Genomic DNA, 23917 nt, shown 5'->3' with positions numbered 1-23917 from the left:
TTCAGCTTTTTATTCTTCGTGTTTTAGTTTTTCAAGCAATAATTTTCCAAATGGTGAGATTTCATAGCCAATAGAGTGACTGATAGTCAACCCCAAATTTTTCAATTTCCGGATATTGGGTTTTACCCATTCTTTTTCGAAGCCTGTCAGCTTTGCAATACCTGCCGCCTGTAGTTGGGGATGATTTTCTATTGCAATTAAAACGGCTTTTGTCCAATCCCCCTGCTTACTGAATTGATCTAACCGTCTAAGCTTTTCCTTGAGTTCAAGGTATTTTTCATCAGTAAGATCAGTCTGTTCCCGTACATCTATTCTTGGGTCTTCAGAGTAATAGCTAACAGATATTTTAAAGATAGGTATCCCAATAGCACCAGGAAAGGAATCGAGCAAGTGTTGTTTGTTTTTGAAACCGGCGTTTATGGAATCTTCTTCAGAAATATCCTGCTCCTCTACTATTTCAATGTCGCCAATTTTCACTACTCCCACAGATGTTTTTATTAAGGAACCCTTTTTTACAGCTCCTTTTTTCCATTTCCGAAAAGCTAAACTGATACTTCCGGATTTAATACCCTGTAGATGTATTTCTTTAAACAACATAGTTTAATAGTATAACTTATTCAAAATTAAGTGTTTTTGGCCAGATAATGTGAAGGTTTTTTGGGCGTATAAAAATGGTCATTGAAGAAAACAACTGTCAAAAAATGATACTGCTAATAATAATTATTTTTTTCATGAATCAGAAGTATAAATAAGCTGTACCACTCCGGATTTAAAAACATTGGTTTTTATTAATTTTAAATTGAGTCGCTCTTTCAAATCTTCAAACAAAGGTTTCCCACTACCTAAAGCAATTGGATGAACAGAAATTCTGTAAACATCAATCAGGTTATTTTGAATAAAAGTCGTAATGAGGCTTGCCCCTCCGTATAGCCAGATATCTTTTCCACCCTGTTTCTTGATTTCAGAAACCTTTTCTATAATGTCAGCATTGATAAAGGTTGCATTTTTATCTTCTCTGTGTTGGCTTGAAAACACAAATTTATTTTTTGAATGAACAGCTTCCCAAAGTTTTTGCTCTTCCGGAGTAGCATTTTCTTCCGGTTGATAATTTCCCCAGGCATCATAGCTTATTCTTCCATAAAAAATGGTGTCAATTCCTGAAAGGAAACCGTCAAAATCCATGTCATCATCCATAATACACCAGTCGGTTTCTCCGTTGGGTCCTTCGATAAACCCGTCTAGAGTGATAGCTAAATCTAATAATACTTGTTTCATTTTACAGTGGAGAATTTTTTTTTTTAGTTTTTAATTGAAATACATTTCCTTCAGGATCTGTTCCGTCGCACAACCAAAAACCATAGTTTTCAAATGTTTTGACTTCTCTCATCTGAACATTTTTTGAAAGAAGTTCATTTCTGGCTGATTCTATATCAAGATCAACTGTAAAAACTATTTTGGTATTGTTGTCAAATAAATATCCTTCGTCTATCTTTTCGAGATACTGATCTCCGATTTTATGAAATGCCAGGTTTACAGCACCTACATCCAGCAATACCCACATATCATCTTATTCAATGACTTTTATATTAAAGTGTTCAACATAAAAGTTTTTCATCACTTCAATATTTTTCACGTAAAATAGAATGGTATCCAGTTTTGTATTCATTTTCAGATCGTATTCTTGTATGTTTTTAAAGAAGAACGTTATTAATTTCGGGAGAACTAAATTAATAAAAAAGATTTCACAAAGTGGGCAATGAAGATAAATTGAAACTGGAAGTAATTAATTCCTTACTTTGAAATTCAAGGTACAATATCAATTCACCTTCTCCGTATAACCAGAATTTGCCAAATCTTTCATTGTATTCAAAAGGTCTTTCTTTAGCAGGAAATATTTTCTGTTGAGAAGATAAGGATAAACATTGATCGCTCTCATCAGAAGCTGCAGATGGGTATCAATATAATGATCGTTGTTGAAGTATATTAAATGGTTCTCGATATAGTAGTTCAGATCTTTGACATCCTGTTCTTCCAGATAAAATGAGATAGATGTATTTTCTAAATAAGGTCTGATTTCATTTTTTAATGTATCCTCCAATGGTTTTAGATTCAGGAAATTTCGTTTGATCTGCTCAGGCATAGTTTTCGTGCTCATAAAGGCTGTTGCATGAGCAATATCTGTATAAACCTTTAATTTTTCCTCATAGCTTGCGTCATATGCTGAAAGAAGCTGATAGGCATTTATAAATTCTGTTTTTTTACCGGAATCATCTGTGGAGGAAAGGAAATAATGATAGATATCGGAATCATTCTGCTGAATTTGTTTTTGTATTTCAGAAATAGAATGGTCGATTTCAGGAATCAGGTTTTTAGCTTCCTTAGCCGTATATTTCTTTCCGTCGTAATCAAATGTTTTTAAAACCAATTCTTTACTGGCAATAGCTTCTATTGTTTTTTTATCATTTTCAAGGGCGATCAGGGTGTAGACCAATTCCACTTTTTCTTTGCTGAAAAGTTCGTCAAAAAGAAGATCTTTGACAATATGGTTTTCCTGAATGGTAAAATCAGGATTTTTGTTATCGTAATAACTGTTGAAAATTTTGTCAAAAGAATCCCTGTTGTACTGTTCTTCAAATTCTGTTTTAAAAACATCCAGTTCCAGCTCAGTTTTTCCTTTCTGGTATTTTACCTTTGAAAAGAGCTTTGCGGTAAGTTTTTCCTCAGTTTTTTCGAAGTCCTGGAATAAGTTTTTAGCGTGCTCATTGTCGGTATCCTTTATAATATTAAGTGTTCGAAGTCTTGCGATACGCTCTTCATGAGAAGGGTGTGATGCCCATTGGTTCTCAATCATCAGTTTTGATTTATTAAAAAGACCGGATTCTGAAAGTTTTACATTCGGAAGATCATATTTCATTTCCAGTTCATTTTGGGTGGCCAGAAAATTCATCACAAAAGACTGTTCTTTGTAAATATTTTTGCTCGCCTGATTTTTTGACACCTTAGCATCGTAAAAACTAATCACATTGTTATAGGAGTTGCTTGCCAGTTCTATCCTGAGAAGAGATTCTTCCAATGAAACGGAACCTGCAATATGGGCAGCCACTTCATCGGCATGAAACTCCATTTCTCTGGAAAGTGCCATATGACGGATATTGACAAAAGAATACATTTTCGAAAGAACCCATTGGATTTTATTGGTGATAAAAAGGGAAATCGCTGCAAAAATGGAAAAATAACCACTCATACTTGCCCAGCTTTCTATAGAGTTCCGATAGGACTGATCATCATTAACAAGATTAAAAATAATCTGGTTTACATTATACACATAACTTCCTACCTTCATAGAACGTTGGGAAAAATGTCCGAATTCGTGGGAGAGTACAGCCTTTAATTCCTGTTTTGTAGAAGTGTTGATTAATCCCACCCCTATGGTCAGGTTTTTTTTAATAGGAAGAAACATACTCCAAAAACTTGAATCATAAAAAACACTGGCATTGACATCATAGGATAGATATACTTTTTTAGGAAAATCCGTTTCAGCTTCTTTTACGATCTCATCAATCATTTTAAAAAGCTGAGGCTCCTGTGTTCTTGTAATTTCTGTAAGATAACTTCTGTCGTTGATATGTTTCTTGAATAAAAATTTGATGATAAAAAAGAAAACACAGACGCCGGTTCCTGCAGCGCCTATTCCCAACATGAGGGTTAGAAACATTGGTTTGGTTATGATAAGTAAAATTCCTCCACCAATGCAGGCTACAGCCAAAATAATGGTAAAAAGAAACATAAGGATATATACAATGACGAAAATGCTGATCGCCAGAATAGCGGATTTACTCTTCTTTTTGAAATCTTCAGAAACCTGAATGTACATGGTAATAATTTTTTTACAATATTACATTCATAAAGCTAACAAAACAAAAAACCACTCAAAAAAATAGAGTGGTTTCTAAGATTTTTTATATCGTTTATTCTTCTTCAGGTGATGGGTAGATGTACCGAAACTAGCTGTTGATACTGTTTAGATCTTTTTCTGCTGCCCAGCTGTCAAATGCTGTGGCCGCACTTCCTATTTCTATAATCCGGTCTTTATGAATCATAATTCCCAAACCATGTTCGCTGTCCCATGAACAGGAAAATCCTAACCCGATGTATGGGTAGTGATCCTTAACCACTGAGGTAATATAAAAATAAGTTGGTGACAGAAGATGAGCAAAACCTTGTATATCTTTTAAATCAGGCATAAAATCTGTTTTGTCTTCTTCAGAATAGTTGTAATTTTTTTGTAGGCCGGGGTATTGCTTTAAAAGTTCAGTCAATATTTTTTCTAAGACGACTTCCTGGTTTTCCTGTAGGTAATGTAATCCATTTTCCTGTGCCGGGGTTGGTTCATCCATATAGTCATCTTCCTCATCCAAGAGTTCGTAATAAAATTCAGGATCTTCTTTTTGGAAGAAAGTCTGCCAGTGCTTCAGTTCAATACTAAGTTCAAAATAGTCATCATCACTCTCGTTCTGATCAGGCAGGTTTCTGGGATGATCGAGATGTTTATTGAAGAACTCATAGCAAAAAGGGGCTCTTGAAAAAATATACTCCTGATTTTCAGCATAACATAAGTTGAAATATTCCAGGGCTTTTTCTTCATTGCCACATTCCAGGCAGCATTCTCCTGCATAATAATTCCGGATATAAGACGCATTTTTGTGAGCCGCGGAGTGACGGTCAGTAATCTCCAGCCATCTCATCATATTTTCGAAATCTTTTCCCCGGATATATTCATTAATCATCCGGCTGCTTATGATGTAAGCCTGATATATATCATATTTTTCATCATCGGCTTCTTCCCATTTCTCCTCTATAAAACTGATGAATTCTTCCCCGGTGATTGTAGAAGTTTTAAGCATCGACTTTTCTAAAAATATATCGATTTCGTTAATTATCTTTTCAGCATTTGACATTGGTGTTTTATTTTTTTATGTTAGCTTTCCATGGCCATATCATCTAGCTTTCCGTTTTCGTCGGTATTGATTACCACCAGATAATCTGTAATATCCCGGCCAATTGAATAGTCTGAAATGGCAAAGCTGTCTTCACTGTCAGGATAAATTCCAACCCGAACCAGTTCCAGTTTTTTCAAAAGCTGTTGTTCCGGCTGAGTGGTTGAATCATCGAAGTTGATCAGTGATGAAAGCTCTTCTTTCTCACATTCTTCAAGATGGTGTTCTACATAAAACTTTACGGTTTCACCGTCTTCATCATGATAATCATTCAGGATGTATGTTTTATTAAGGCTGTCAAATTTCCCGATATTTTCAAGGTAATTTTTTACTTTATCCAATTGGGAAGGGGCAATGCTGTTGTTTTCGAAATTTAAATCCAGTTGAATTTCATTGCCATTAAAATCAATCGTCACATCATAATATTCTTCAATATCTTCTGTTGAGAGTTGTCCAAAATAGGGTAGTGTGTATTCTGCCATGGTTATTTTTTTTTATGCCTTTATCTAAGCTTTCTGCTAATATACCATTTTACTTACTTCATCTCCTGGTGATGATGGAAATTTTCTTATTTCCTGTTTTTGGTTTTAAATGTCTTTTTTGTGTTCATTGAAGCTGTAGTCTTATCCAGTTAAGAATAAATAGCACAATGAATATTCCGGCAATATAGAACTGGACTTTGTTCACTTTCTTTGGCCCCAACTTCCATACACAAATTCTGTCTATGATCATAATGATGACAACAGGAATTAATCCGAATAATGCATACATTCCGGCCAAACCATCCTGTGCAGATACACTGTCAAAGGCAATAATGGAAAACACTATCCCAATAAGAATTGACAGCACCCCTAAAACAAAAAAGAGGGTCAGTGTACCGGTTATAGTATTTGAAGAATTTTTCATGGTTTGTGCTTTTTGCGTAGAGTTGACGGGAAACTACGTGTTTTGTTGTAATCCGAACTGTATAGCTTCCTGAAGTATTTCAATGTTGATATCTTTTAGTTTTTTAAACTTAATACAATATCCGGTCACGCTAGCCTTCCCTATTTTTTCACCATAAGTTTGAGTCAAATAATTTTTATCCTCAATTCCCAAAATATAAATAGAAATCCCGGTGGTGTTGGCACTCATTCCCACCTGATAAAAATCTCTGGTTTTTCCATCAGTATATTGCATGGTATGAAACCCATATCCGATATTGGGATTGGAAACTGTTTTGCCTTCACTGTTTTTTCCATCCAGAAACCACAACTGAGATTCCGGTATAAGTTCCAAAATGATGCGGTGCAGCTCCTGCATGTCGGTACGTTTTGGTTCATGCTGACTGTTGATATACTCCTGAATTTGTTCCTCGGTGTTCATATACAATTTTAATATTGCAAGTTATTATTGGGCGAATTTTTTATTGAGTTTTAAATAATGTAATGGTATAGTCCAGTAGTTTTCCGTTCCCATATTCTCCATGTCCCGGAACCACAATTTTCACATCAGGATATTCTTTTTTTACTTTTTCAACTGTATTGGACCATGCTGCCACATTAGCATCTCCCAGATATCCTTTACCTGCATCAAGCTCTTTTAATAAACAGCCTCCAAACAATATATGTTCACCAGGAAAATACCCTACCACATTATCTTTGGTATGGCCTTCACCGAAAAACCTCGTGATCGTTTTTTCATTGCCAACTTTTAAAACCAACGAATCATTAAAACTATTTTCAGGAATTACAAACTTGTTTTGTTTGGCTAATTCAATGGTTTTGGAATAGGCATAGGAAGGAATATGATGATTATGAAAAGCCTGCAATCCTCCTGAACTGTCATCATGGAAATGGGTAGGAATAACGGCATTTATTTTTGCATGAAGTGTTCCATTGATCCATTGTATCAGTTCTTCTGAACTTTTGTCATTAATGGGGGTGTCGAAAACAATGGTTTCATTATTATTTTTTACAACAAGTCCGTTGCAGGGAACATTACCAAAATCATTGGTTTGTTTAAAAGAAGTATGGATAAAAGAATGTTCCGAAATCTGGGTAATAACCAGATGGGGAGATGTATACACTTCTTTTGCTTTAAAACGGTCTTTATGTTGAGAACTACAGCTTATGATGACGAAAGAAAATACTATAGCGACTATATGGGTAAGGGTAGTTTTCATAGGTTTATTGCTTTGATATTTCAACTTTTTTGCTGATCAGATTATAAATCTTTTCAGTATTTTCCGAAACTGTAGTCCAATCTCCAACAGAATTATATTCGCACATCAAATTCATATTTTCTCTATCAAATCTAAGAATAACGCCTCCTGCGTAATCTGTTGCCAGAACATTAGTGAATTTGGGCTGTGTTACAGATTCATAAATATACCTACTCAAACTGTCTTTTTCTGCTTTGGTAAAAAGTATTATTTTATGCTCCGGTTGTTCAGGATCTGTTTTTTCAGGTGTTGATTCCGGAATAACTTTAAATTCTTTATTACCGACAATAATGTTGTAATAGTCGGCAGAGTCAGAAAATTTAGAAATTGTTAAGGTTTGAAATCTTGTTTTAATTTCAAGCGTTTCCCACTTTTTATATTGATCAGTTAGAACGGGCTCCTGTTTTTTACTGCATGAGATGAATAGCAACAAGCTTATTATGACTACGTGTATTGATTTTAGATTTAAATTATTTTCTTTCATGAGTTTATTTTTTGAGTCTAATTCCGTGATGATAATTCTAATCTCGTAACTCTTTCTTTCAGTAATAATTCAATTTCCTGAGCTGTCATATCATCCTAATTATTGCCTAAATCTACATATAAATGTTAATGTAAACGGCTCAGTGCATCCAGTTTTATAAAATATTCATCCAGCAGGTCATAAATGGCTTTTTGGTCTTTTCCCGAAACTTTTTGATCCCAATCTGTATTGACGATTAAATATCTGCCCATCTTTTGATCTTTAAAAAACCATATCACGGAATTCATTCCCGGATCGCCACCGGTATGGCCAAAGTTTCCGGTAGAGCCAAAGCCCATTGTGATGCCCATATTGTATTCGTCACTGTATTCACTGTTGCTTCTGTCCTTGAAGTTTTCGGCTTTCAGCTGAGGCGTAAAATATTCTTTATAACTTTCTTTGGAAAGAATGCTTCCGTTCCCAAAATACCCTTTCATCAGTTCCAGAAGGTATTTGCTCATGTCACTGGAAGTGGTCAGCAATCCTCCGTCAGGATAAGTATTGAGTGAATAATAGGGGTAGGGTGTTTGTTTATTGATAAATGTCTGCGTATACTTTGAAAAATTAATAGCATTAAATTTCCAGCCGGAATGATTCATTTGTAAAGGCTCAAGAATATATTTCGCTGTAAATGTGTCATAAGAGATTCCCGTTGCCTTTTCCAGAACCAGTGCTGCCAGGGTTGCCCCAATATTAGAATAATTAAAGAGCTCACCAGGTTTATTTTCGGTGAATACATCTTTAGCATACCATTTTCCTTTTTCGCTGACCACATGAGTTAAAAACTCTTCGATGGAAATTTTTGCAGAAGGAGGATTGAAGTGGGTAGGAGAGATATCAATATGCAAATGGTTGGCAAGATTGACAGTATCTTTTAAAACAACAGTATTATTTAAATAAGCAGTATTGTCATTGATAGAAGAGGTGTGGGTGGTCAATTGCCGGATCGTTACCGGGATTTCCGGATGATAAGGATTGGTCACTTTAAATGGAAGATATTGATTAACGGGATCATCCAGTTTTAGTTTTCCCAATTCCTGAGCTTTAAGGACCGCAATACCAATCAATGTTTTTGAAACTGAGGCTATATTCTGAACAGTGTTTTCATCATATTTTTGAAGTGGCTTTAGCCTGGCAACGCCGAATCCGTTTTGATACAAAATATCATGATCATTTACCAATGCCACTCCAAATCCATTGAAGCTTGTATTCTTACTGATTTTTGTGAGTTTATCCGTTAATTCTTTTTGGACCTTGATCAATTCCGCGGATTGTTTTTTCTGTGCCTGACAGAAAATAATCATTAAAACAAAAAGAAGGCTGTAGTTTAGATTTTTCATACTGGCATTTTATATAAAAACAATTTTATCACCCTAATTATTACATTATCAGAGTTTTATTTTCAAACAACCGGTTCGGAATTAAAATAAGGGCTCTCCATTGAGATCTGTTGTCAGGACCTCGCTCATATAATCAAAAAAGGGACGCATAGCCAGTAAGGTGAGCACTACTTCCTTTTGAAAATTGTCGGATAAAACCTCTTTATCGGTAAATTTTCGCAGGACCAGATATTGTTTTTTTCTGATTAAATCTATGGCCGGATGATTTTTATCAAAACCTCTCGGCGCTGTTTTTACGGAATCACCGTCGAGCTTTCCAAAATATTTTACAAAGGTTTTATCAGAGGTAATCTTTTCAATTTCCGTGGTACTGATTTCAAATTCTTTACGGATACGGAGTAAGTCTTTGGCTTCAGGTCCCCAAAATCCACCTCCTACAAAACTGTTGCCGGGTTCCAGCTGAATATAATATCCACCTCGTAACATTGGTTTCGAACGGGAATATCCCACTCCGAAATTGGTTTTGTATGGAGTCTGATCTTTAGAAAAACGAACGTCTCTGTAAATTCTGAAAATATGAATTCCTTTCAGATTATCATATTCCTGAAGTTCAGTATAGATTTGATTAAAAAAAACTTTGTTGTCTTTCACAATAGAATCAAATTCTGACTTGTGTGTGGTAAACCATTCCCTGTTGTTATTTTCTTTTAAATGGTTGAGGAATTCAAATGTTTTTTTCATGATCTTATTTTTCTTTTTTGTTTTTCAAAATTCCTGTAATAGCATCAGAAATTTCAAATAATTGTCCGTTGTGATTGTTTCCTAGCAGAATAATGGTCAGCTTTTTATTGGGATCAGAAACGAATAAGGCTTCATAGTTTCCGTATCTCCCATCGTGTACATGTTCAATTAATTTTCTGTTTTTAAATTTTGCCTGTCCTAAAGAAGATTGAGTTTCCGGTAGGTTAAATTGCTGCCCCAGCTCAAATAATGAATCTGCATTGATGACTTTATTGGAATGAAGACAGCCTGACCATTTCAGTAAATCCAGAGTCGTTAAGTAAGTTCCTCCTGTTAGGGGAAGATCCGCTTTGTCCGCCACTGAATCATTATTAAATCCTTTGGCGATGTTGTTTTCATTTTCAAAGGGAGTCATTACAGAAGATGTCATTTTACAAGGCTTAAAAATGAACTTTTCTGCATACAGGTTAAAAGGCATTCCCGTAATCCGCTCCAAAATAAACTGCCTTAGAAAAACATTATTCATGTTGTAATCGTATTGAGTTCCTGGAACAAATTCTAGTTTGTCAATTAATTTTAAATCATCAAAAATGTCCTTATCATTTTTAATTTTTTTCCAATTTACATTGGGTAGTCCACTTGTATACTGTAACAAATCTTTTATGGTAACTTCATTGGCCCATTTGGGTAATTCCGGAATATATTGGGAAACATGATCTTCGATCTTTAATTTCCCCTGCTCCTGCAATTGAAGCAGTGCGACACCACTAAATTCTTTGGTAATAGAACCAATATTAAACCTGTAATCAGTTGTTAATTTTTTTGTTTTTGTAGCATCAGTGAAGCCCAAAGAAGCATGGTAAATAATTCTATTATTTTCTGACACTAAAACATTTCCATTAAAATTACCCATCTGACTTGACCGTTTCATTAATGAGTCGATTTGATGGGCCTTTTTTGTTTGTGCCCATGTATTATTCGTTAGAAGTAACAGAATAATGGAAAGCAAGAGGAGTTGTTTACAAGATTGCATGTTTAGTTTTTTGTTATTGGTTTTGCGAATTTCTTGTGTTGCTCGAGGTCGTAAGACTTTGAGGAGTTGGGGGGCAATAGTTTTTTATTTCCAATTTCTATTATTCACAATTCCTTTCGCAACTTCATCTACTTCTTGAATCATCTCATTTTTTGTTGGAGAAGTAGCAATCCGAATTATTTCATTTTTGATAGTAGGACTTTGAGTTATGGGGCCAAAAATAGTAATAATCCAATATTTCCATACTTCATCTTCGTTGCTTCTTAAAATTGAAAGTAAGTCTGTTGTAATTTTATCATTGATGCTTTCTAAGTATTCTGAAACAGGTTTTGCCACTGGCCAGTTAAAATCTTGCAGCCATTCGAGTAAATTCGGAATAATTTCTTTTACATCGTCATAGGAATAGTTGGTTAGCTTTTCAGCTGTAGATAAATCGCCTTTATTTTTTGGAATTAAATCTTTAATATTTTCAATCATTTTTAGCTGTTTTTATAATTTCTGCTTGCTCTCCGAAGTCTCCAAACTTTGGATTATCTATTTTACTGGCAAAAGTCGGAAGACTTTGCGTAGCTCATATCACTAAAGTTTAAATTCATTTTAATCATAGTGTTTTTTAGGGTACGACTGTCAGTTATTGTTTTTTTACTATTATCAGAAGGAGCTTTAAAAAAATATCAGCCAACTATACATGTTAGCCGTACATTATTTGAAATCATATTCATATTCTTCAAAAATTCTATTGCCATACTTGTCAACTATTTTTGATGGTCTACGAATTATTCTGTGAACTTTTAATTCTGATACTCTCAATGGATTAAGGTTTATCTGTAAATTTTAACCTGTTGTAAAACCCCCTTTTCATTTTTATAACTAAAAAAGTAAATTCCTCTTCGGACTTTTGATAAATCTATTATTTTATTATAATAGGCAAAACCTTTACTGATTGGCTTCCCATCTTTTGTGAGAATGGTATATTCAAACTGATTGCTGTTATTTTTATTACTGATCCGAAAACCGTCTCTGGCTGCGTTGGTATAAACCCTTGTTTCAGTTTCATGATCATCATTGGCTACATTTGCAGAGAGTACATTTTCGTTAATATCTGCCACCTGTATGCTTTTAATGGCTGAGCTGGTGAGAGACGTTGTACTTCCACCGATGATGTATAGTTTATTGTTATATACTTCCGCTGCTGCATGTCTTCTGGGAATCATATTGGATGATAACTGATGGAATGTATTGGTTGTCGTATCAAAATAGGCCAGAAAAGTTTGATTGTTAAAACCACCTACAATAAAAATCTTATTATCGGATACTGCTAATGCGTGTCCCGATATACCAGCAGGCATTGTATATTGCTTGATCCAAAGATTAGTGTTGAGGTCGTATACATTGATCAGACGGGATGGGGTACCGTTAAAACCACCAATGACATAAAGCTTATCATTAACAATTTTGCCCTTTGTTTCTCTGGCTGTGGGCATATCCGGTAATGAATTCCAGGTATTTGAAGCGATATCGTACACCTGAAATTTATTAGAAAATACGGTGTTTTTGGCTCCGCTTAATCCGCTGCCACCAAACACATATATTTTGCCATTATGGATGGCAGAACCTGCATTTCCTGTATAGGAGCGATTAACAGCCCCCTTCGTTATTGTATTGGTGGCAAGGTCTACAATTTCAAGATGGCTATTTCCCCAACCGTTAAAAATATATATTTTATTATTATAAGTCTCAGAATTAGCAAATTTCTTGGTAAATAGAGTAGAATTGAGAATACTCCAGCTGTTATCAGTAATATTATATTTCTCAATATAATTGGCGATACCTCCTTTTTCCTGATATCCATTGCTCACATATATATTGTCATTTACAATTACACTGGTTATGGCACCCCTGCCTGCAGACATATTAGCGAGATTTTTAAAATGAAGTGTCTGTGCATGGGCTGACAATGAGCCCAAAAATAAAAGGAATAATAATTTTGTTTTCAATGGCTTTATGATTTAGTGTTTGTTTTAATTAGCATTACTTAACCCTTCTCAATGTTACTACATTTTGATGACCTCCAATTGCTTCAAAAGCTTCATTTTGATGTTGTATATCCGACCATCCCTTTTTAGCAAGCTCGGATCTGACTTCCTCCTCTGACTTATCTTTTAACAGATGATAAAATGTAAAGTCAACTACTTCTGGTGGTACTCTTTCAATAACATATTTTGTAAGCGCATTAGCTAGTTTGAAATATACAAAAATACCGGTTAACCCAAGCTGTATAATCCAGCTAACAATCCATCCAATCCATCCGGTCTTTATCTTGTTTATTATAAAACCTTGTGAAAATCTTATGTGTAAAAAATTCAAAAATCCAATTCTCTCAAGATTATTTGTATTCAAAATAACTTCATATTGGAAATATTGGTTTGAAATGTAGGTTAAAAGTATCATTGCACCAAACAGATACTGTAACTTATTAAAATCAGTATAGTTTGAGAATCTAAGTACATACTTCATTACAAAGACAAGAGCTGTTGCCACAAGGAATTCAAATAATCCAATAAAATATACCCCTTTTATCGAAAGCAGCGCGACCAAAAAACCAGTTATCAAGGAAATGCATATGCCACCAATAATTGGTAATGTTATATTTGGAGTTTTTGTTGGCTTAGGTTGTGGTAGGGTTTCAGGAATGATATAATCATCCCAATTGTTTTTCTTTTCTATTTCCTTTTCGAGATCCTTAAGTGCTTGTATATTAAAAGTCTTTAAGGTTTCCTGATAAGCGTAAATAAATAGTTTAACCCTTTTAGAATTTTTCCCATTATCCCATATTTCGTTTCCTAAGGATTCACTTTTTACTGAAACATTACCATTCTTATAGTTCGCTGTAATAATTTCAGTCCAACGCCCGTTTATCCAACCTGTAACTTTATATTTTGCTTCTACATTATAATCGTCTTTATACACCAGATCCCAACCTAGTTTTTCAAATGTTTTTTCTGCAATAGCGATGAAAAGAGCTTCGTTCACAAATGTTCTGAATTCTTCTTTATATTTAGGTGTAAAGCCAATGCTGTGTTTTCGGGATATTGTTTTTTCGTAGTTTCTAAAAATATCTTCCATTTGTAATTTTGAGACCAAGGTTATTGGGTTAATTTTTGTTTCAACTCTTCAGATATCAGATTATTTTCTATCAGATAATCACTTATCATTTTCAGAAATTTCTTTGACTCCTTTAAATAAACTTCATTAAGTGAGGGTGAATCTGTTTCTAAAAAGAGTTGTGCTCTGTGAATAAAGATTCCTGCTCCCTGAAATTCTTTGCTTATGAATAATGTTCCTACTAAGGAAATGTAGGAGATAAATTTATACTGAACATGATTTCTTTTCAAATACTGAAGCGGCATCTTTTGATGCATGTGTTGAAAATGTGAAATGATATCAATGTCTTTTATATACTTTTCACTTTCTATGATAAACCAATCGTCAATAATTTCGCCATCCAAATCTGTTTCAAGCTCGTAATAACCGATGGGTTCCAGATCACTAAGATAAATTTCGTTTTTCACATACAGGCCTATGCGTGTTCTGATAATTGGACCACTATATCTTTTGTTGACCAGATATTGATATCCGTCAAACTGTAAGGTGATTTCATTGAGTTCAAAACCACCAACTGCATCTTCAGGATTTTCTGAGAGTATTTTATGAAGAGTCTCGAATGCTGTCTTTTTCAGATCAAATGTTTGAACTCTTGCAGATAATAATAATTCAAGTTCCTGAGCAGTCATAGTGTAGTTATAAGTTTTCAAATCTAAGAATTTAAAGATGATTTTATTACTCAAAATTTGTTTCCAGATCACAATTTATCATCTAGGGGTATTATCTGAAAATTTTAACCTGCTGCAAAATCCCTTTCTCATTTTTAAAACTAAAAATATAATTTCCAGGCTGTACTCTGGACAGATCTATCGTTTTATTGTAATAGGCAAAACCTTTACTGACCTGCTTCCCATCTGTGGAGTAAACCGTGTATACAAACTGATTGCTGTTATTTTTATTGCTGATGATAAAACCGTCTCTATGTGCATTGGTATAAACTTTTGTTTCCAATACGCGGTTTTCACTGGTTGTATTGGCAAGTGTACTATCACTGATATCTGCTACCTGTATTTTTAATAGCTGATTTGGTTAAAAGACGTCAGAGTGTCTTCTGGGAATCATATTGGAGGATAACTGCTGTACCTTATTGGTTGTGGTATCAGAATAGGCCATAAAAGTCTGATTACTAAAATTTTAACCAAGCTTTTTCTTCTGTTGTCTGTTAAAAAGGTTGTGTTTCATCTTGCTCGATTTTTCAATACTGGTATCCTGTTAAAGTTGTTTTAAAGAGCAAATCGTGTGCACTGTCGAGTTCTTGATCAAAATATCTTTTACAAATTAAAAAAACAAAGTTTTCTCCAACCTGATCTTCACTAAATGTTTCGTCAGGAAATTCGTCTAATACATAAACTTTATTTCCGTTTTCATCTAATTTAGATTTACTTAAAAGTTCTTTTTCTTCGTCAAGCGGCTCACCAATCTCCACAAATGTTCCATCATCTGAATTGCCTGCTCTTGCTCTTATTTTTTTTCCATTCTTTGTCACTGAATACCCCCACAGGTTAATTGCACTATGTAATACTATTGAACAAATTTCAGAATTTGGAAAAATCCGGTTGAATGTTTTTTCGATTGGGGTTTCATTCTCGTCAAAAAATTGCGTTGGAATGCCGGATGCACAAACCAATAAGTTGTTTTTATATGAACCGATATAAACCTTGTTGTCATCAGGATTAATAGCAACTTCAAAAGGCTCATCCTCTATTCTTGTCAGATTATTAAATCCTAGCTCTGTTAGTAGCGTTTCGTTGTCTACCTGTGTCGGTTTATTAATTATTATAGCTGATGCTTTCCAACCCATATCTTATTTTTTTGTCAGTTTGTACGTTCTGCAAAATGGCAGATAATATCCAAATTTACATATTGCTCTAATATAAAACAGATCCAATTGTGTTAATATTTTTAGATTGTTTTCATCAATGACGTAGAATTAAATGTAAAACAACGATCATACTAGACTTTGAGCAGCTTAACGCTTTTTAGTTCTTTCTTCGACTTTCAAGAATAAGGTGTGCAGCATCCAGCATTTTAGTCAGATGAATGTATGGATTGACGATATTCTTTCAGGTATATTGCGGTAAGCTCCCCGCTGCCGCACGAATCCTTTCGTGTGGTCTAAGTATTATAAATTAAACATTCTAATAATATAATCTAAAAGCTAAAGCCACACGATACAATCTTGAGGTAGCAGGGGTAATGATAAAGAATCCGAAGTGGAGAGACTTCGGATTTTATTGTGATTCATGTTAAAAGGTTGTGTGAAAAAAATAGATTATGATTTTCCTTCGTTGATATATTCCTGGTAATCTTGTTCTAAATTATTAATTTCCTCAATTAAGAAGTCATAAATATTTCCCTCAAATACTTCGTAATCCTCCTCGTCATATTTGTCATACTCAACTTTTATCATCCCGTTGTCGGTATATGCCCGGTAGAGATTTCCACTGCGTTTGAAAAAAAGTTGCCCCAGTGGCTTTTCTTTATATTCAAGGGCTTCGTGATGTTTTTCTTCAAATCCCATCCATGACGGCATTTCTTCGTCCTGCGAAAGTCCAAACACAAAAAAGCCGTACCCGAATTTCCAGCTTGGAAGAACATCAAATTCATTGGGACGTTTCCATATCTCTTCTTTGACTTCAAAAACTAAGGATCCGAATGTGGTCAGAAAATCTTTAATATCTTCACTAAAGGTAAAGCCTGTGCTTTCCTCATATTTTCTAATTTGTTCTTCGGTTGCAGGATTGGCCACGGAGCCCATCACGAAAAAATCATCATTTAATTTCTTTTTTCTGTCCCAGAATTCTTCTTTTGTTGCCATATTTTGTTTTGGTTTTACATCGTCAACACTGATCAGACTGTTGTTGAAACAAAGATAAAGGAAAGTTTGGGGATAAAAATGAGAGAGTAAATGGATTTTACTTTACTTATTCGAAGCCGGGAGGCTTTACAGGGCTTCGTTATTTTTATTTTTTCTCTCCCCGCTACCGCACGAATCCTTTCGTGTGGTTCAAGTATTATAAATTAAACATTCTAATAATATAATCTAAAAGCCAAAACTATACGATACAATCGTGCGGTAGCGGGGGGTCTTTTTATACTTGTGTCTGGTAATAGACAGATTGTAATGCTAATAATTGATCTTGGTTATTCCTGTTTTTTTTGTCAAGAATATATCTGAGACTGTATTCACCTTTTTTAGATCGTTATTATTCAGTCTTCTTTGCTTAGATGCAGTTGAATGAAACCGTCTTTAAGGTTATATTCTTTATGTTTAAATTTTGAGTTCAGTTCACTGCTGTTTCCTAAAACACCGCCAACTCCTGTGATTAATGGATGAATATTAAAATAAATGTCTGTTACCAAATCTTTGTCTATAAAGGCATTAAAAGCACCTGTTCCACCGCCAACTGCCATTTCGTGCAACCCTCTTTCTGACATATATTCAATAGCTTCTTCGGGGCTTTCAACAGTTTTGTAGCCTTTTGATGCGTAGGGTTTTTCAGAGAGTATTACGATTTCTATTCCGTTAAAATGGTCTTTGACTTCCCGGGGGAAATTTAAAAAACTTTCAAAGGTTTTCAAGCCTATGACAAGGTTCCCAACTTTTTTTGCAAATTCTAAATAAAACTCCATTGCTTCTGGTGGCAACTGATGATGTGGATGATCAGATAATAATACTTTACCATTAGCCGAAATGTTGGCAATTACTGTTACTTTCATTTTTAATTTTTTTTACAGGATAAAATTATCTGAAAGAAACTTTACCTTTACTATCCATTACCTTTTGGAAAGTAACTATTTTATGAGTATCAAAAAAAATGACATCAATAAAGAAAAAATCTTGGCTCTTAAAGATGGCATTGAACTATTGGGCGGCAAGTGGAAATTCTGCATTCTGCATAATTTATATAATTACGAAACAATGCGGTTCAAAGATTTGCAGGAAATGGCTTTGGGAATAAGTCCGAAAGTTCTGTCCAAAGAGCTGCAGGAACTGGAAGATAATTTACTGATTACCCGAACGGTTAATAACACCAAACCTGTTACAGTTTCGTATGCACTTACCACACATGCCAAAGAAACTGAAGATGTTGTCAATGCCTTAATTAATTTTGGCTTGAAGCATAGAAAGAAAATAAAGGAGAAGTGATTTTTATATAAAAGCTGTTTAAACTTTTTTATTAAACCACAAAAGACACAAAAGATTGAAACACTTAAGGGTGCTTAAGGGGATATCCTGGCGCAGAATACGCCCACATAAGTTTAGAAAAATCTTTGATTTTTTTCTTCAATGTATTTTTATGCTGTATTATTTTAAACTTTCTAAAGTGTACTAAAGTGTTTTAAAAATAAGAACTTTTGTGATTAGTTTAAACAGACTTATAATTAAGAAGTTGAGCTACATCAAATCATCTTTTTTAATTTTGAAGTTTTATTTTTTCCTCTCCTATCAACAATAAGATACGCTGCATCTAGCATTTTAATCAGATGAATATATGGGTTTATCATGTTCCTTTCTGGTAGTTTGTCATAGATTCCCATTGAGAAATAAACCATCCCGGAAATAAAATAATCAAATTCCTTGATGCTGTATTCTCTGAATGCTTTTTTAAAAACCAGCAGAGGATTTTGGTATTCTTTCTCTGAAAGCAAGCCAAAAACTAACGGAGAAACCCCTTTCAACTCAGTATTGACCACCAATTTCTTTTCCTTCAGCATGATGAAGTAGCCTGTACGGATGAATGAACGCATCGCCTGATGAAAGTGATAAATGACGGACGGATCTTCTTTTATCCAGCTATTTCTTTTAAGGGCATAGCTCATAATGCTGTTTAAAAGTTCTTTGGATGCTGCCAGATCATTGAGCTGAAAAAATGTTTCCATTAGCTGTAAGCCGTAATGTTTCTTCCGGCCTTTCCCAAGCCGGGATTGAAATTCTGTTCTGGTTTTTTTCATGAGTGTGTATTTTTTGTTGTACGATTTTACCCGGCAGTAAAGAGATAAGACCTGCAATGTCTGAACTTCCTGTCTATACAAGCCGAATGAATATAATAGAATTTGTGTTTTCTAAAAGCCCGAAAGCCGCAATGGATTGTACACCCCATTGTACCGTATCATGATACTTTATATTGTAAAGCAGGCTTAGAAAAAGATGATTGTAGAAAAGCGGAACTGCATAAAATAAAAACGGCATGAGGCTCTACAATATCCGACTTGAGGTACTGGTATACCTGTACACAGATAAGAGAGCTCACGCCTAGGTCGTGAGCCTTTTACTTATCCTCTCGTGTACTTTTAAATTACCAGTTTTCAAGTCGAGATTCTAAGCAATAGCTTCTATATTTCTTTGAAGTATCGCAAAGCTACATTTATTGTAGCTTATTGTACAAATATAATATAATTTCTCGAGTGTAGGTTAATTCAACTACATTTTTTTATTGTAATCTTTCCAAATTGCTCTGATAATGGTTTTGCAATGGATAGAATTGAGTTTCGAATAGCTTTTGGTAAAAGAGTTGAAAAATTTAGAAAAAAGATTGGATTAAGCTATCGGGAGTTAGCTCAAAAATGTGATGTAGACCATAGTAATATCAGCAAAATTGAAAAAGGAGAAGTTGATTTAAGAATTTCAACAATACAGGAATTAGCTAAAGGCTTAGAAGTTCATCCTCAAGAATTATTCGATTTTAAAATAGAATGAAAACAAAGCTCCGAAGTATGAAGACTTTGGAGCTTTGTTTTAAATAGATTGATTTTATTGGCTCAAAGTTAGGAGACTTTGTGCAACAGGGTAAGTATTATCATCTTCTATTTTTTCCTCTGTTCTGTATATTCGTAGGCCAGAATTTATGTTCTTCATCCAAAAAAACGATATAAAAAACATTTTCATCAATATATCCAGCAACTACTTCTCTACTATTAGGAGTTATATGTATAACTGCCCAATATTGTGGACTTACATGATTGGGAGGTTTAAATTTAGATTCTGGAGGAAATCCTACTTTTGTATATTGTTTTATTAGCTTACTCGCAAGTGCTTCTTGATATAAATGATTTCCAATTTGTTGAGTTCTAGTTATTAATACTGACAAAAGTCCCTTTTCTTCCCATTCTTTAATAGTTTGTCCTTGATTCCTGTCTAGTTTTGAAAAGCAAAAAGAAATTGAGGCTTTTTTTTCAACCGCAGACCTATTACCTTGTTTACGATTTAGCTTCGTCATAAATTAGATTTATTAATTGTTCAGAAATCTCAATTGAATCTGCGGCACCAAAAGTTAATTCTAAATATTTTTTTCTGTAGTCTGAAGTGCTTCTGACTACTGATGAATCAAAATCTGATAAAGAATATAATTCTGATGAACCAAATTTGTTTTTATCAACAAACCAAATCTGATCACGCCTAAACACTGTTCTATCTAAAAGATTTGAATCGTGCAGTGTGAATACAAATTGTGAATTATTATTAAATTGATGAAAAAAACTAATTATTTTTTTAGTTAAGTTTGGATGTAATTTTGAATCTAATTCATCAATAAATAATATATCATTATTTATAAGAGTGTGATAAATAGCTCCAAGTAGATAAACCAGTTTAATAGTTCCTTGACTTTCATTATAATCTAAATTAAATGGAATAGACTCAATAATAAAATTATCATTGTCAAATTTATTATGGTAAGTCAAAATATTATTTTCGTTATCTAATTCTACATTTGATATAGCTAAAAATTTAACAGCATAACTTAACCAAATTCTGAATTTGGAATCTTCTTTAAGAAGAGACTTTGTTAGTTTTTCATAATTGTCATTACTAAGAGCATTAGTAGCATTAATTCCATAAAACCACTCAAATATTTCTGAAGAAACAGGAGCGTTATTCTGTGCTAAATAGCTTAAAAATAAAACATTATCATTTATATTTTTTTTATATTTATTTCCTTCAGAAAAACTATTGTTATTTATATGAAAATCATCTAGATGTCTTTCAAATAAACGAGTCTCAACTTCTTTTTTTTGAAAAAGCCATTCTTTAGTAATAATATTGTTATTTATATGAAATCCATATCTGTAAACTATATTATTTTTAATAAAGACAACTTCCATTTCGATAGGATCTTTCTCAGATGTACTATTCAGTCTAAATTGAAGATTATAATCAAATCTATCTTCTTGTTTCTTTAAAGAATCAGCAAATGAATTATGAATTAATTTATTCATAAATCCCATTGCTTTTATAAAATTACTTTTACCTCCACCATTTGAGCCATAAATAGCAGCAGTTTTGAGTAATTCAAAATCTTTTTTAATAAATGTATTAGTTTTTTTTAGCTCTTTAAATGCCTTAACACTACTCATTAGAAGTTGAACTTCATCTTTATATGAAAGGAAATTTTTAAATTTAAAAGATATTAGCATTTAGATATTTTTTCAAAGGTATAAATAAAACTTAATTTTTGCAAAATTTTGGTATTTTATTAAGTTTATGTTAGTGTTGAACCATAATGGTCTTAAGGGTCCTCGCTACAGCACGAGTCTTTTTGTGTGGTATATAATATTATAAATTAAACATTCTAATAATGTAATCACAAACCAAAGCCACACGATACAATCGTGCGGTGGTGTGGGAGTGTGTCATTTTATTATTGGTTTCAGTATTAAATATTAAAATTTTATATTTTTCGCTAGAATAAATCAAGAGTGATTGCCACAAATTATATGAGCCTGGTCTTGTTTGTATATTGTCAGAAATAACAGGTAGATTAAGATTTGTAAAGCAATATTCGTATAGAAATTTTGCGTATCCTTTTTTTAATTGCTGAATTTACTTTATTTATTACATAGTAATCTTCACCGTTTATATTTTCAACCTTTAATCTAATAGCTGATAATAATGAGTCATTTTTGACAATTTTGTAGTTTTATGACAACCAAATTGTCAACTTCACATCTTAATAAGTTGCTGTTGTTAGGTTGATTTTCTACATTAGTAATTAATTCAAATGTATAGTTATTAAACTTTTCATTATACAAGTAACTTGAATTTAAATCTTCTGGTGTTATTATTATTGGCACCAGATTAATGTGATGAATATTTACAAAAATTATAATTTTGTTATCCGAAGTTTCCTAGCTCATACAGATTTATTAGTGTAAAGTTAAAACTTTGAGCAGGTAGATCTTTCTGATAAAGATTTTTTGCTAGCTTGTTTTATTCTAGTAATTCATGTTCTACATTTCCTTCTAACTCACCTTCATTCATCCATGCTAGCTCAATAGTTCTTTTTTCTATATCATTAGGCTCCTCATGCCAAGATACATATAGAATTCCTTTGTGGTCATGAAGACTGAAAATATTTATTTTAGAAATATTTTTTGAATAAAATAAAGCGACTCTATCAAGTCTTTCTATTCTCCATGACTCCTCATCTTCTTTACTTGCAGAAAATTGTATGTCATGGAAAGGTATAGAATTCATTTCTGAGATTGCAACTATGTTATTTATAGTTTCAGATGTTATTGAAGTAGAAATATATTCATTTGCTTTATAAAGAAAATCTTTCATTTCATACATCCAAAACTTATTATTTGTGAAATCTTTAAATTCTTTTAATAGCTCATACCTTGGGGCTGATTTATTTTTTTTGTCATCATAGTACCACCAATCTTCTTTGACATCATTAATAACCAAAATAATATCTTTATTATGATGTTTTGCATAATGAAGAATTTCCTTCCATAAAATTAAATCTCCGTATTTTTGAAAACCAATTTTTTCATCTTCATCCAGATAGCCCGGTGGAATTTCGTTTCTATATCGAAATTCTCCCTCTGTAATATAGTTCCTAATTTCATCAAAGCTTGGTTCTTTGGTTACAGTAAAATATATATCTAGTAACGGAAGAATTTTGTCATTTTCAGTATCCACAAATATTTTTTTTTGTAATTCAACTTTTTCAATAATTTCTTTTTTAAATGAATCAAAATTTATTTTAAACTCATCAATGTGCTTTTCAAAATCTTTTATATTTGATTCAAAAGCTGAAAAATCTATATCCTTAATAAAAGGATGTTTATTATTTGTTGATACTTTTTCTTGTAAAGTTTGGACATGCCCCCTAAGTTCATTACTCAAATTAGTTTCTATTGATTTAATTGAGTTTTGAATTTGTTCAATATGACCACCATCATTTTTCCCTTTTATTTTACTTATTAAATTACTATATGAATCTATTGGTTTTAATTTTACTTTTTCTTTATTTTTTAAAAATTCAAATTCAGATTGGTGAGTTATTGAGAGTCTACTTTTAAGGGGTCTGAATAGTTTATCTTGCAGTTCTAATAGATTTTCATCTGTAAAATAATACATATCAAGGAGTGAAGATGTATCAAAAAAAATTACGGAATTCTCAAATAATTCTTTTTCCTCTTCAATTTGGTAAAAAGGTATTTTATTCATAGTTATTAGTAATTATACAAATTTAAACAATCTTAAATTATAATATATATATTCACTATTTATTTTTAATACTAATTTAAAATATTAAAGAATTTCTTTACGGAAAACCATAATTCAAACAAAAAACTGCCCTACAAAAGCAGAACGGTTAGTATATTAAATTGTCTCAGCGACACGCTGTGTTACATCATTCCTGGTATTCCACCACCCATTGGCATAGCTGGTTCAGTGCTCTCCACTTCAGTGATCTGCTTTAAACATGTGAACTGATGCTCTATTTTGAAGCTTTAGATTTTTGAAGATTCAATGCTTTCTGTTGTATCTATTGTACAGCAGTATCAACAGGGGCTGTATCATTGCTGGAGGAAGTATTTTGGCTCAGTTTAGGAAAAGAAGTATATTCGAAAGGCTTGTCTTGCGCTTTTAAGGGTGTTCAATTGCTCTATACACAACCGATT

27 protein-coding genes are annotated in these 23917 nt (G+C 33.1%); 2 read left to right on the top strand and 25 right to left on the bottom strand.

The genetic code is table 11. The features are described from left to right. Positions 1-9 precede the first annotated feature (9 nt). The 21 genes from B8967_RS08005 to B8967_RS07905 all read right to left on the bottom strand — a co-directional run bounded on the left by B8967_RS08005 (position 10) and on the right by B8967_RS07905 (position 17722). Complete coding sequence (locus B8967_RS08005; protein ID WP_084085609.1) at positions 10-597, bottom strand: hypothetical protein; 588 nt, start codon at positions 595-597, stop codon at positions 10-12. 132 nt (positions 598-729) lie between these two features. Next, the gene (locus B8967_RS08000) at positions 730-1275 is read right to left on the bottom strand and encodes a dihydrofolate reductase family protein (protein WP_084085607.1); all 546 of its coding nucleotides are present in this window, start codon (positions 1273-1275) and stop codon (positions 730-732) included. Between the two features lies 1 nt (position 1276). Continuing rightward, on the bottom strand, positions 1277-1561 hold the full coding sequence (locus B8967_RS07995; protein ID WP_084085605.1) for a VOC family protein: 285 nt from the start codon (positions 1559-1561) through the stop codon (positions 1277-1279). Positions 1562-1816: 255 nt separating this feature from the next. Further along, positions 1817-3874: a M48 family metallopeptidase gene (locus B8967_RS07990; protein WP_084085603.1), complete on the bottom strand. Its 2058-nt coding sequence runs from the start codon at positions 3872-3874 to the stop codon at positions 1817-1819. A gap of 130 nt (positions 3875-4004) precedes the next feature. After that, positions 4005-4958 (bottom strand): DUF6985 domain-containing protein, encoded by a 954-nt coding sequence (locus B8967_RS22300; RefSeq protein WP_143330487.1) that lies wholly within the window; start codon positions 4956-4958, stop codon positions 4005-4007. A 20-nt stretch (positions 4959-4978) separates the two neighbouring features. Next, a complete protein-coding gene (locus tag B8967_RS07980) occupies positions 4979-5479 on the bottom strand; it encodes a DUF2004 domain-containing protein (RefSeq protein WP_084085601.1) in 501 nt (166 codons plus the stop codon). A 124-nt stretch (positions 5480-5603) separates the two neighbouring features. After that, positions 5604-5903 (bottom strand): hypothetical protein, encoded by a 300-nt coding sequence (locus B8967_RS07975; RefSeq protein WP_084085599.1) that lies wholly within the window; start codon positions 5901-5903, stop codon positions 5604-5606. A 33-nt stretch (positions 5904-5936) separates the two neighbouring features. Further along, positions 5937-6362, bottom strand: coding sequence for a DUF1801 domain-containing protein (locus tag B8967_RS07970; RefSeq protein WP_084085597.1), 426 nt, complete (start codon positions 6360-6362; stop codon positions 5937-5939). 40 nt (positions 6363-6402) lie between these two features. Next, positions 6403-7161 (bottom strand): CHM family subclass B1 metallo-beta-lactamase, encoded by a 759-nt coding sequence (gene blaCHM, locus B8967_RS07965; protein WP_084085881.1) that lies wholly within the window; start codon positions 7159-7161, stop codon positions 6403-6405. Between the two features lie 4 nt (positions 7162-7165). Further along, the gene (locus tag B8967_RS07960; protein ID WP_143330486.1) at positions 7166-7684 is read right to left on the bottom strand and encodes a hypothetical protein; all 519 of its coding nucleotides are present in this window, start codon (positions 7682-7684) and stop codon (positions 7166-7168) included. Positions 7685-7809: 125 nt separating this feature from the next. Continuing rightward, complete coding sequence (locus B8967_RS07955) at positions 7810-9063, bottom strand: serine hydrolase domain-containing protein (protein WP_084085593.1); 1254 nt, start codon at positions 9061-9063, stop codon at positions 7810-7812. Positions 9064-9144: 81 nt separating this feature from the next. Next, the gene (locus B8967_RS07950; protein ID WP_084085591.1) at positions 9145-9804 is read right to left on the bottom strand and encodes a DUF2461 domain-containing protein; all 660 of its coding nucleotides are present in this window, start codon (positions 9802-9804) and stop codon (positions 9145-9147) included. A gap of 4 nt (positions 9805-9808) precedes the next feature. Next, entirely contained in the window at positions 9809-10735 is a 927-nt protein-coding gene (locus B8967_RS07945; protein ID WP_228406082.1) for a serine hydrolase domain-containing protein, read from the bottom strand. Positions 10736-10921: 186 nt separating this feature from the next. Then, entirely contained in the window at positions 10922-11314 is a 393-nt protein-coding gene (locus tag B8967_RS07940) for a DUF5071 domain-containing protein (protein ID WP_084085588.1), read from the bottom strand. 344 nt (positions 11315-11658) lie between these two features. Beyond that, on the bottom strand, positions 11659-12834 hold the full coding sequence (locus B8967_RS07935; RefSeq protein WP_143330485.1) for a Kelch repeat-containing protein: 1176 nt from the start codon (positions 12832-12834) through the stop codon (positions 11659-11661). A 34-nt stretch (positions 12835-12868) separates the two neighbouring features. After that, the gene (locus B8967_RS07930; protein ID WP_084085880.1) at positions 12869-13963 is read right to left on the bottom strand and encodes an MFS transporter; all 1095 of its coding nucleotides are present in this window, start codon (positions 13961-13963) and stop codon (positions 12869-12871) included. Positions 13964-13983: 20 nt separating this feature from the next. Continuing rightward, on the bottom strand, positions 13984-14652 hold the full coding sequence (locus tag B8967_RS07925) for a hypothetical protein (protein WP_143330484.1): 669 nt from the start codon (positions 14650-14652) through the stop codon (positions 13984-13986). Positions 14653-14722: 70 nt separating this feature from the next. Then, entirely contained in the window at positions 14723-14953 is a 231-nt protein-coding gene (locus B8967_RS07920) for a T9SS type A sorting domain-containing protein (RefSeq protein ID WP_179140042.1), read from the bottom strand. Between the two features lie 244 nt (positions 14954-15197). Continuing rightward, entirely contained in the window at positions 15198-15803 is a 606-nt protein-coding gene (locus B8967_RS07915; RefSeq protein WP_084085584.1) for a DUF6928 family protein, read from the bottom strand. A gap of 471 nt (positions 15804-16274) precedes the next feature. Then, positions 16275-16820, bottom strand: coding sequence for a hypothetical protein (locus B8967_RS07910; protein WP_084085583.1), 546 nt, complete (start codon positions 16818-16820; stop codon positions 16275-16277). 392 nt (positions 16821-17212) lie between these two features. Beyond that, a complete protein-coding gene (locus B8967_RS07905) occupies positions 17213-17722 on the bottom strand; it encodes a dihydrofolate reductase family protein (protein ID WP_084085582.1) in 510 nt (169 codons plus the stop codon). 82 nt (positions 17723-17804) lie between these two features. Between B8967_RS07905 and B8967_RS07900 the strand changes: the two genes are divergently transcribed. Further along, a complete protein-coding gene (locus B8967_RS07900; protein ID WP_084085879.1) occupies positions 17805-18152 on the top strand; it encodes a winged helix-turn-helix transcriptional regulator in 348 nt (115 codons plus the stop codon). 254 nt (positions 18153-18406) lie between these two features. On the opposite strand, the gene B8967_RS07895 is transcribed toward B8967_RS07900, so the two are convergent. Then, the gene (locus B8967_RS07895) at positions 18407-18958 is read right to left on the bottom strand and encodes a hypothetical protein (RefSeq protein WP_084085581.1); all 552 of its coding nucleotides are present in this window, start codon (positions 18956-18958) and stop codon (positions 18407-18409) included. Between the two features lie 520 nt (positions 18959-19478). Here B8967_RS07895 and B8967_RS07890 point away from each other — a divergent pair. Then, entirely contained in the window at positions 19479-19703 is a 225-nt protein-coding gene (locus B8967_RS07890; protein ID WP_084085580.1) for a helix-turn-helix domain-containing protein, read from the top strand. Between the two features lie 100 nt (positions 19704-19803). On the opposite strand, the gene B8967_RS07885 is transcribed toward B8967_RS07890, so the two are convergent. From B8967_RS07885 to B8967_RS07875, 3 genes are all read right to left on the bottom strand, one after another. Then, positions 19804-20223 (bottom strand): hypothetical protein, encoded by a 420-nt coding sequence (locus B8967_RS07885; protein WP_084085579.1) that lies wholly within the window; start codon positions 20221-20223, stop codon positions 19804-19806. Beyond that, positions 20204-21418 carry an AAA family ATPase gene (locus B8967_RS07880; RefSeq protein WP_084085578.1) on the bottom strand — a complete coding sequence of 405 codons (1215 nt, stop codon included), beginning with the start codon at positions 21416-21418 and terminating at the stop codon, positions 20204-20206. Before B8967_RS07880 ends, B8967_RS07885 begins: the two co-directional genes overlap by 20 nt. A gap of 793 nt (positions 21419-22211) precedes the next feature. Beyond that, complete coding sequence (locus tag B8967_RS07875) at positions 22212-23459, bottom strand: PIN-like domain-containing protein (RefSeq protein ID WP_084085577.1); 1248 nt, start codon at positions 23457-23459, stop codon at positions 22212-22214. Positions 23460-23917: the final 458 nt, after the last annotated feature.

The organism is Chryseobacterium sp. YR221, from assembly GCF_900176315.1.
GTDB lineage: Bacteria > Bacteroidota > Bacteroidia > Flavobacteriales > Weeksellaceae > Chryseobacterium > Chryseobacterium rhizosphaerae.
Note: the sequence above shows the minus strand (reverse complement) of the source record. Positions and strands in the feature narration are given on the sequence as shown.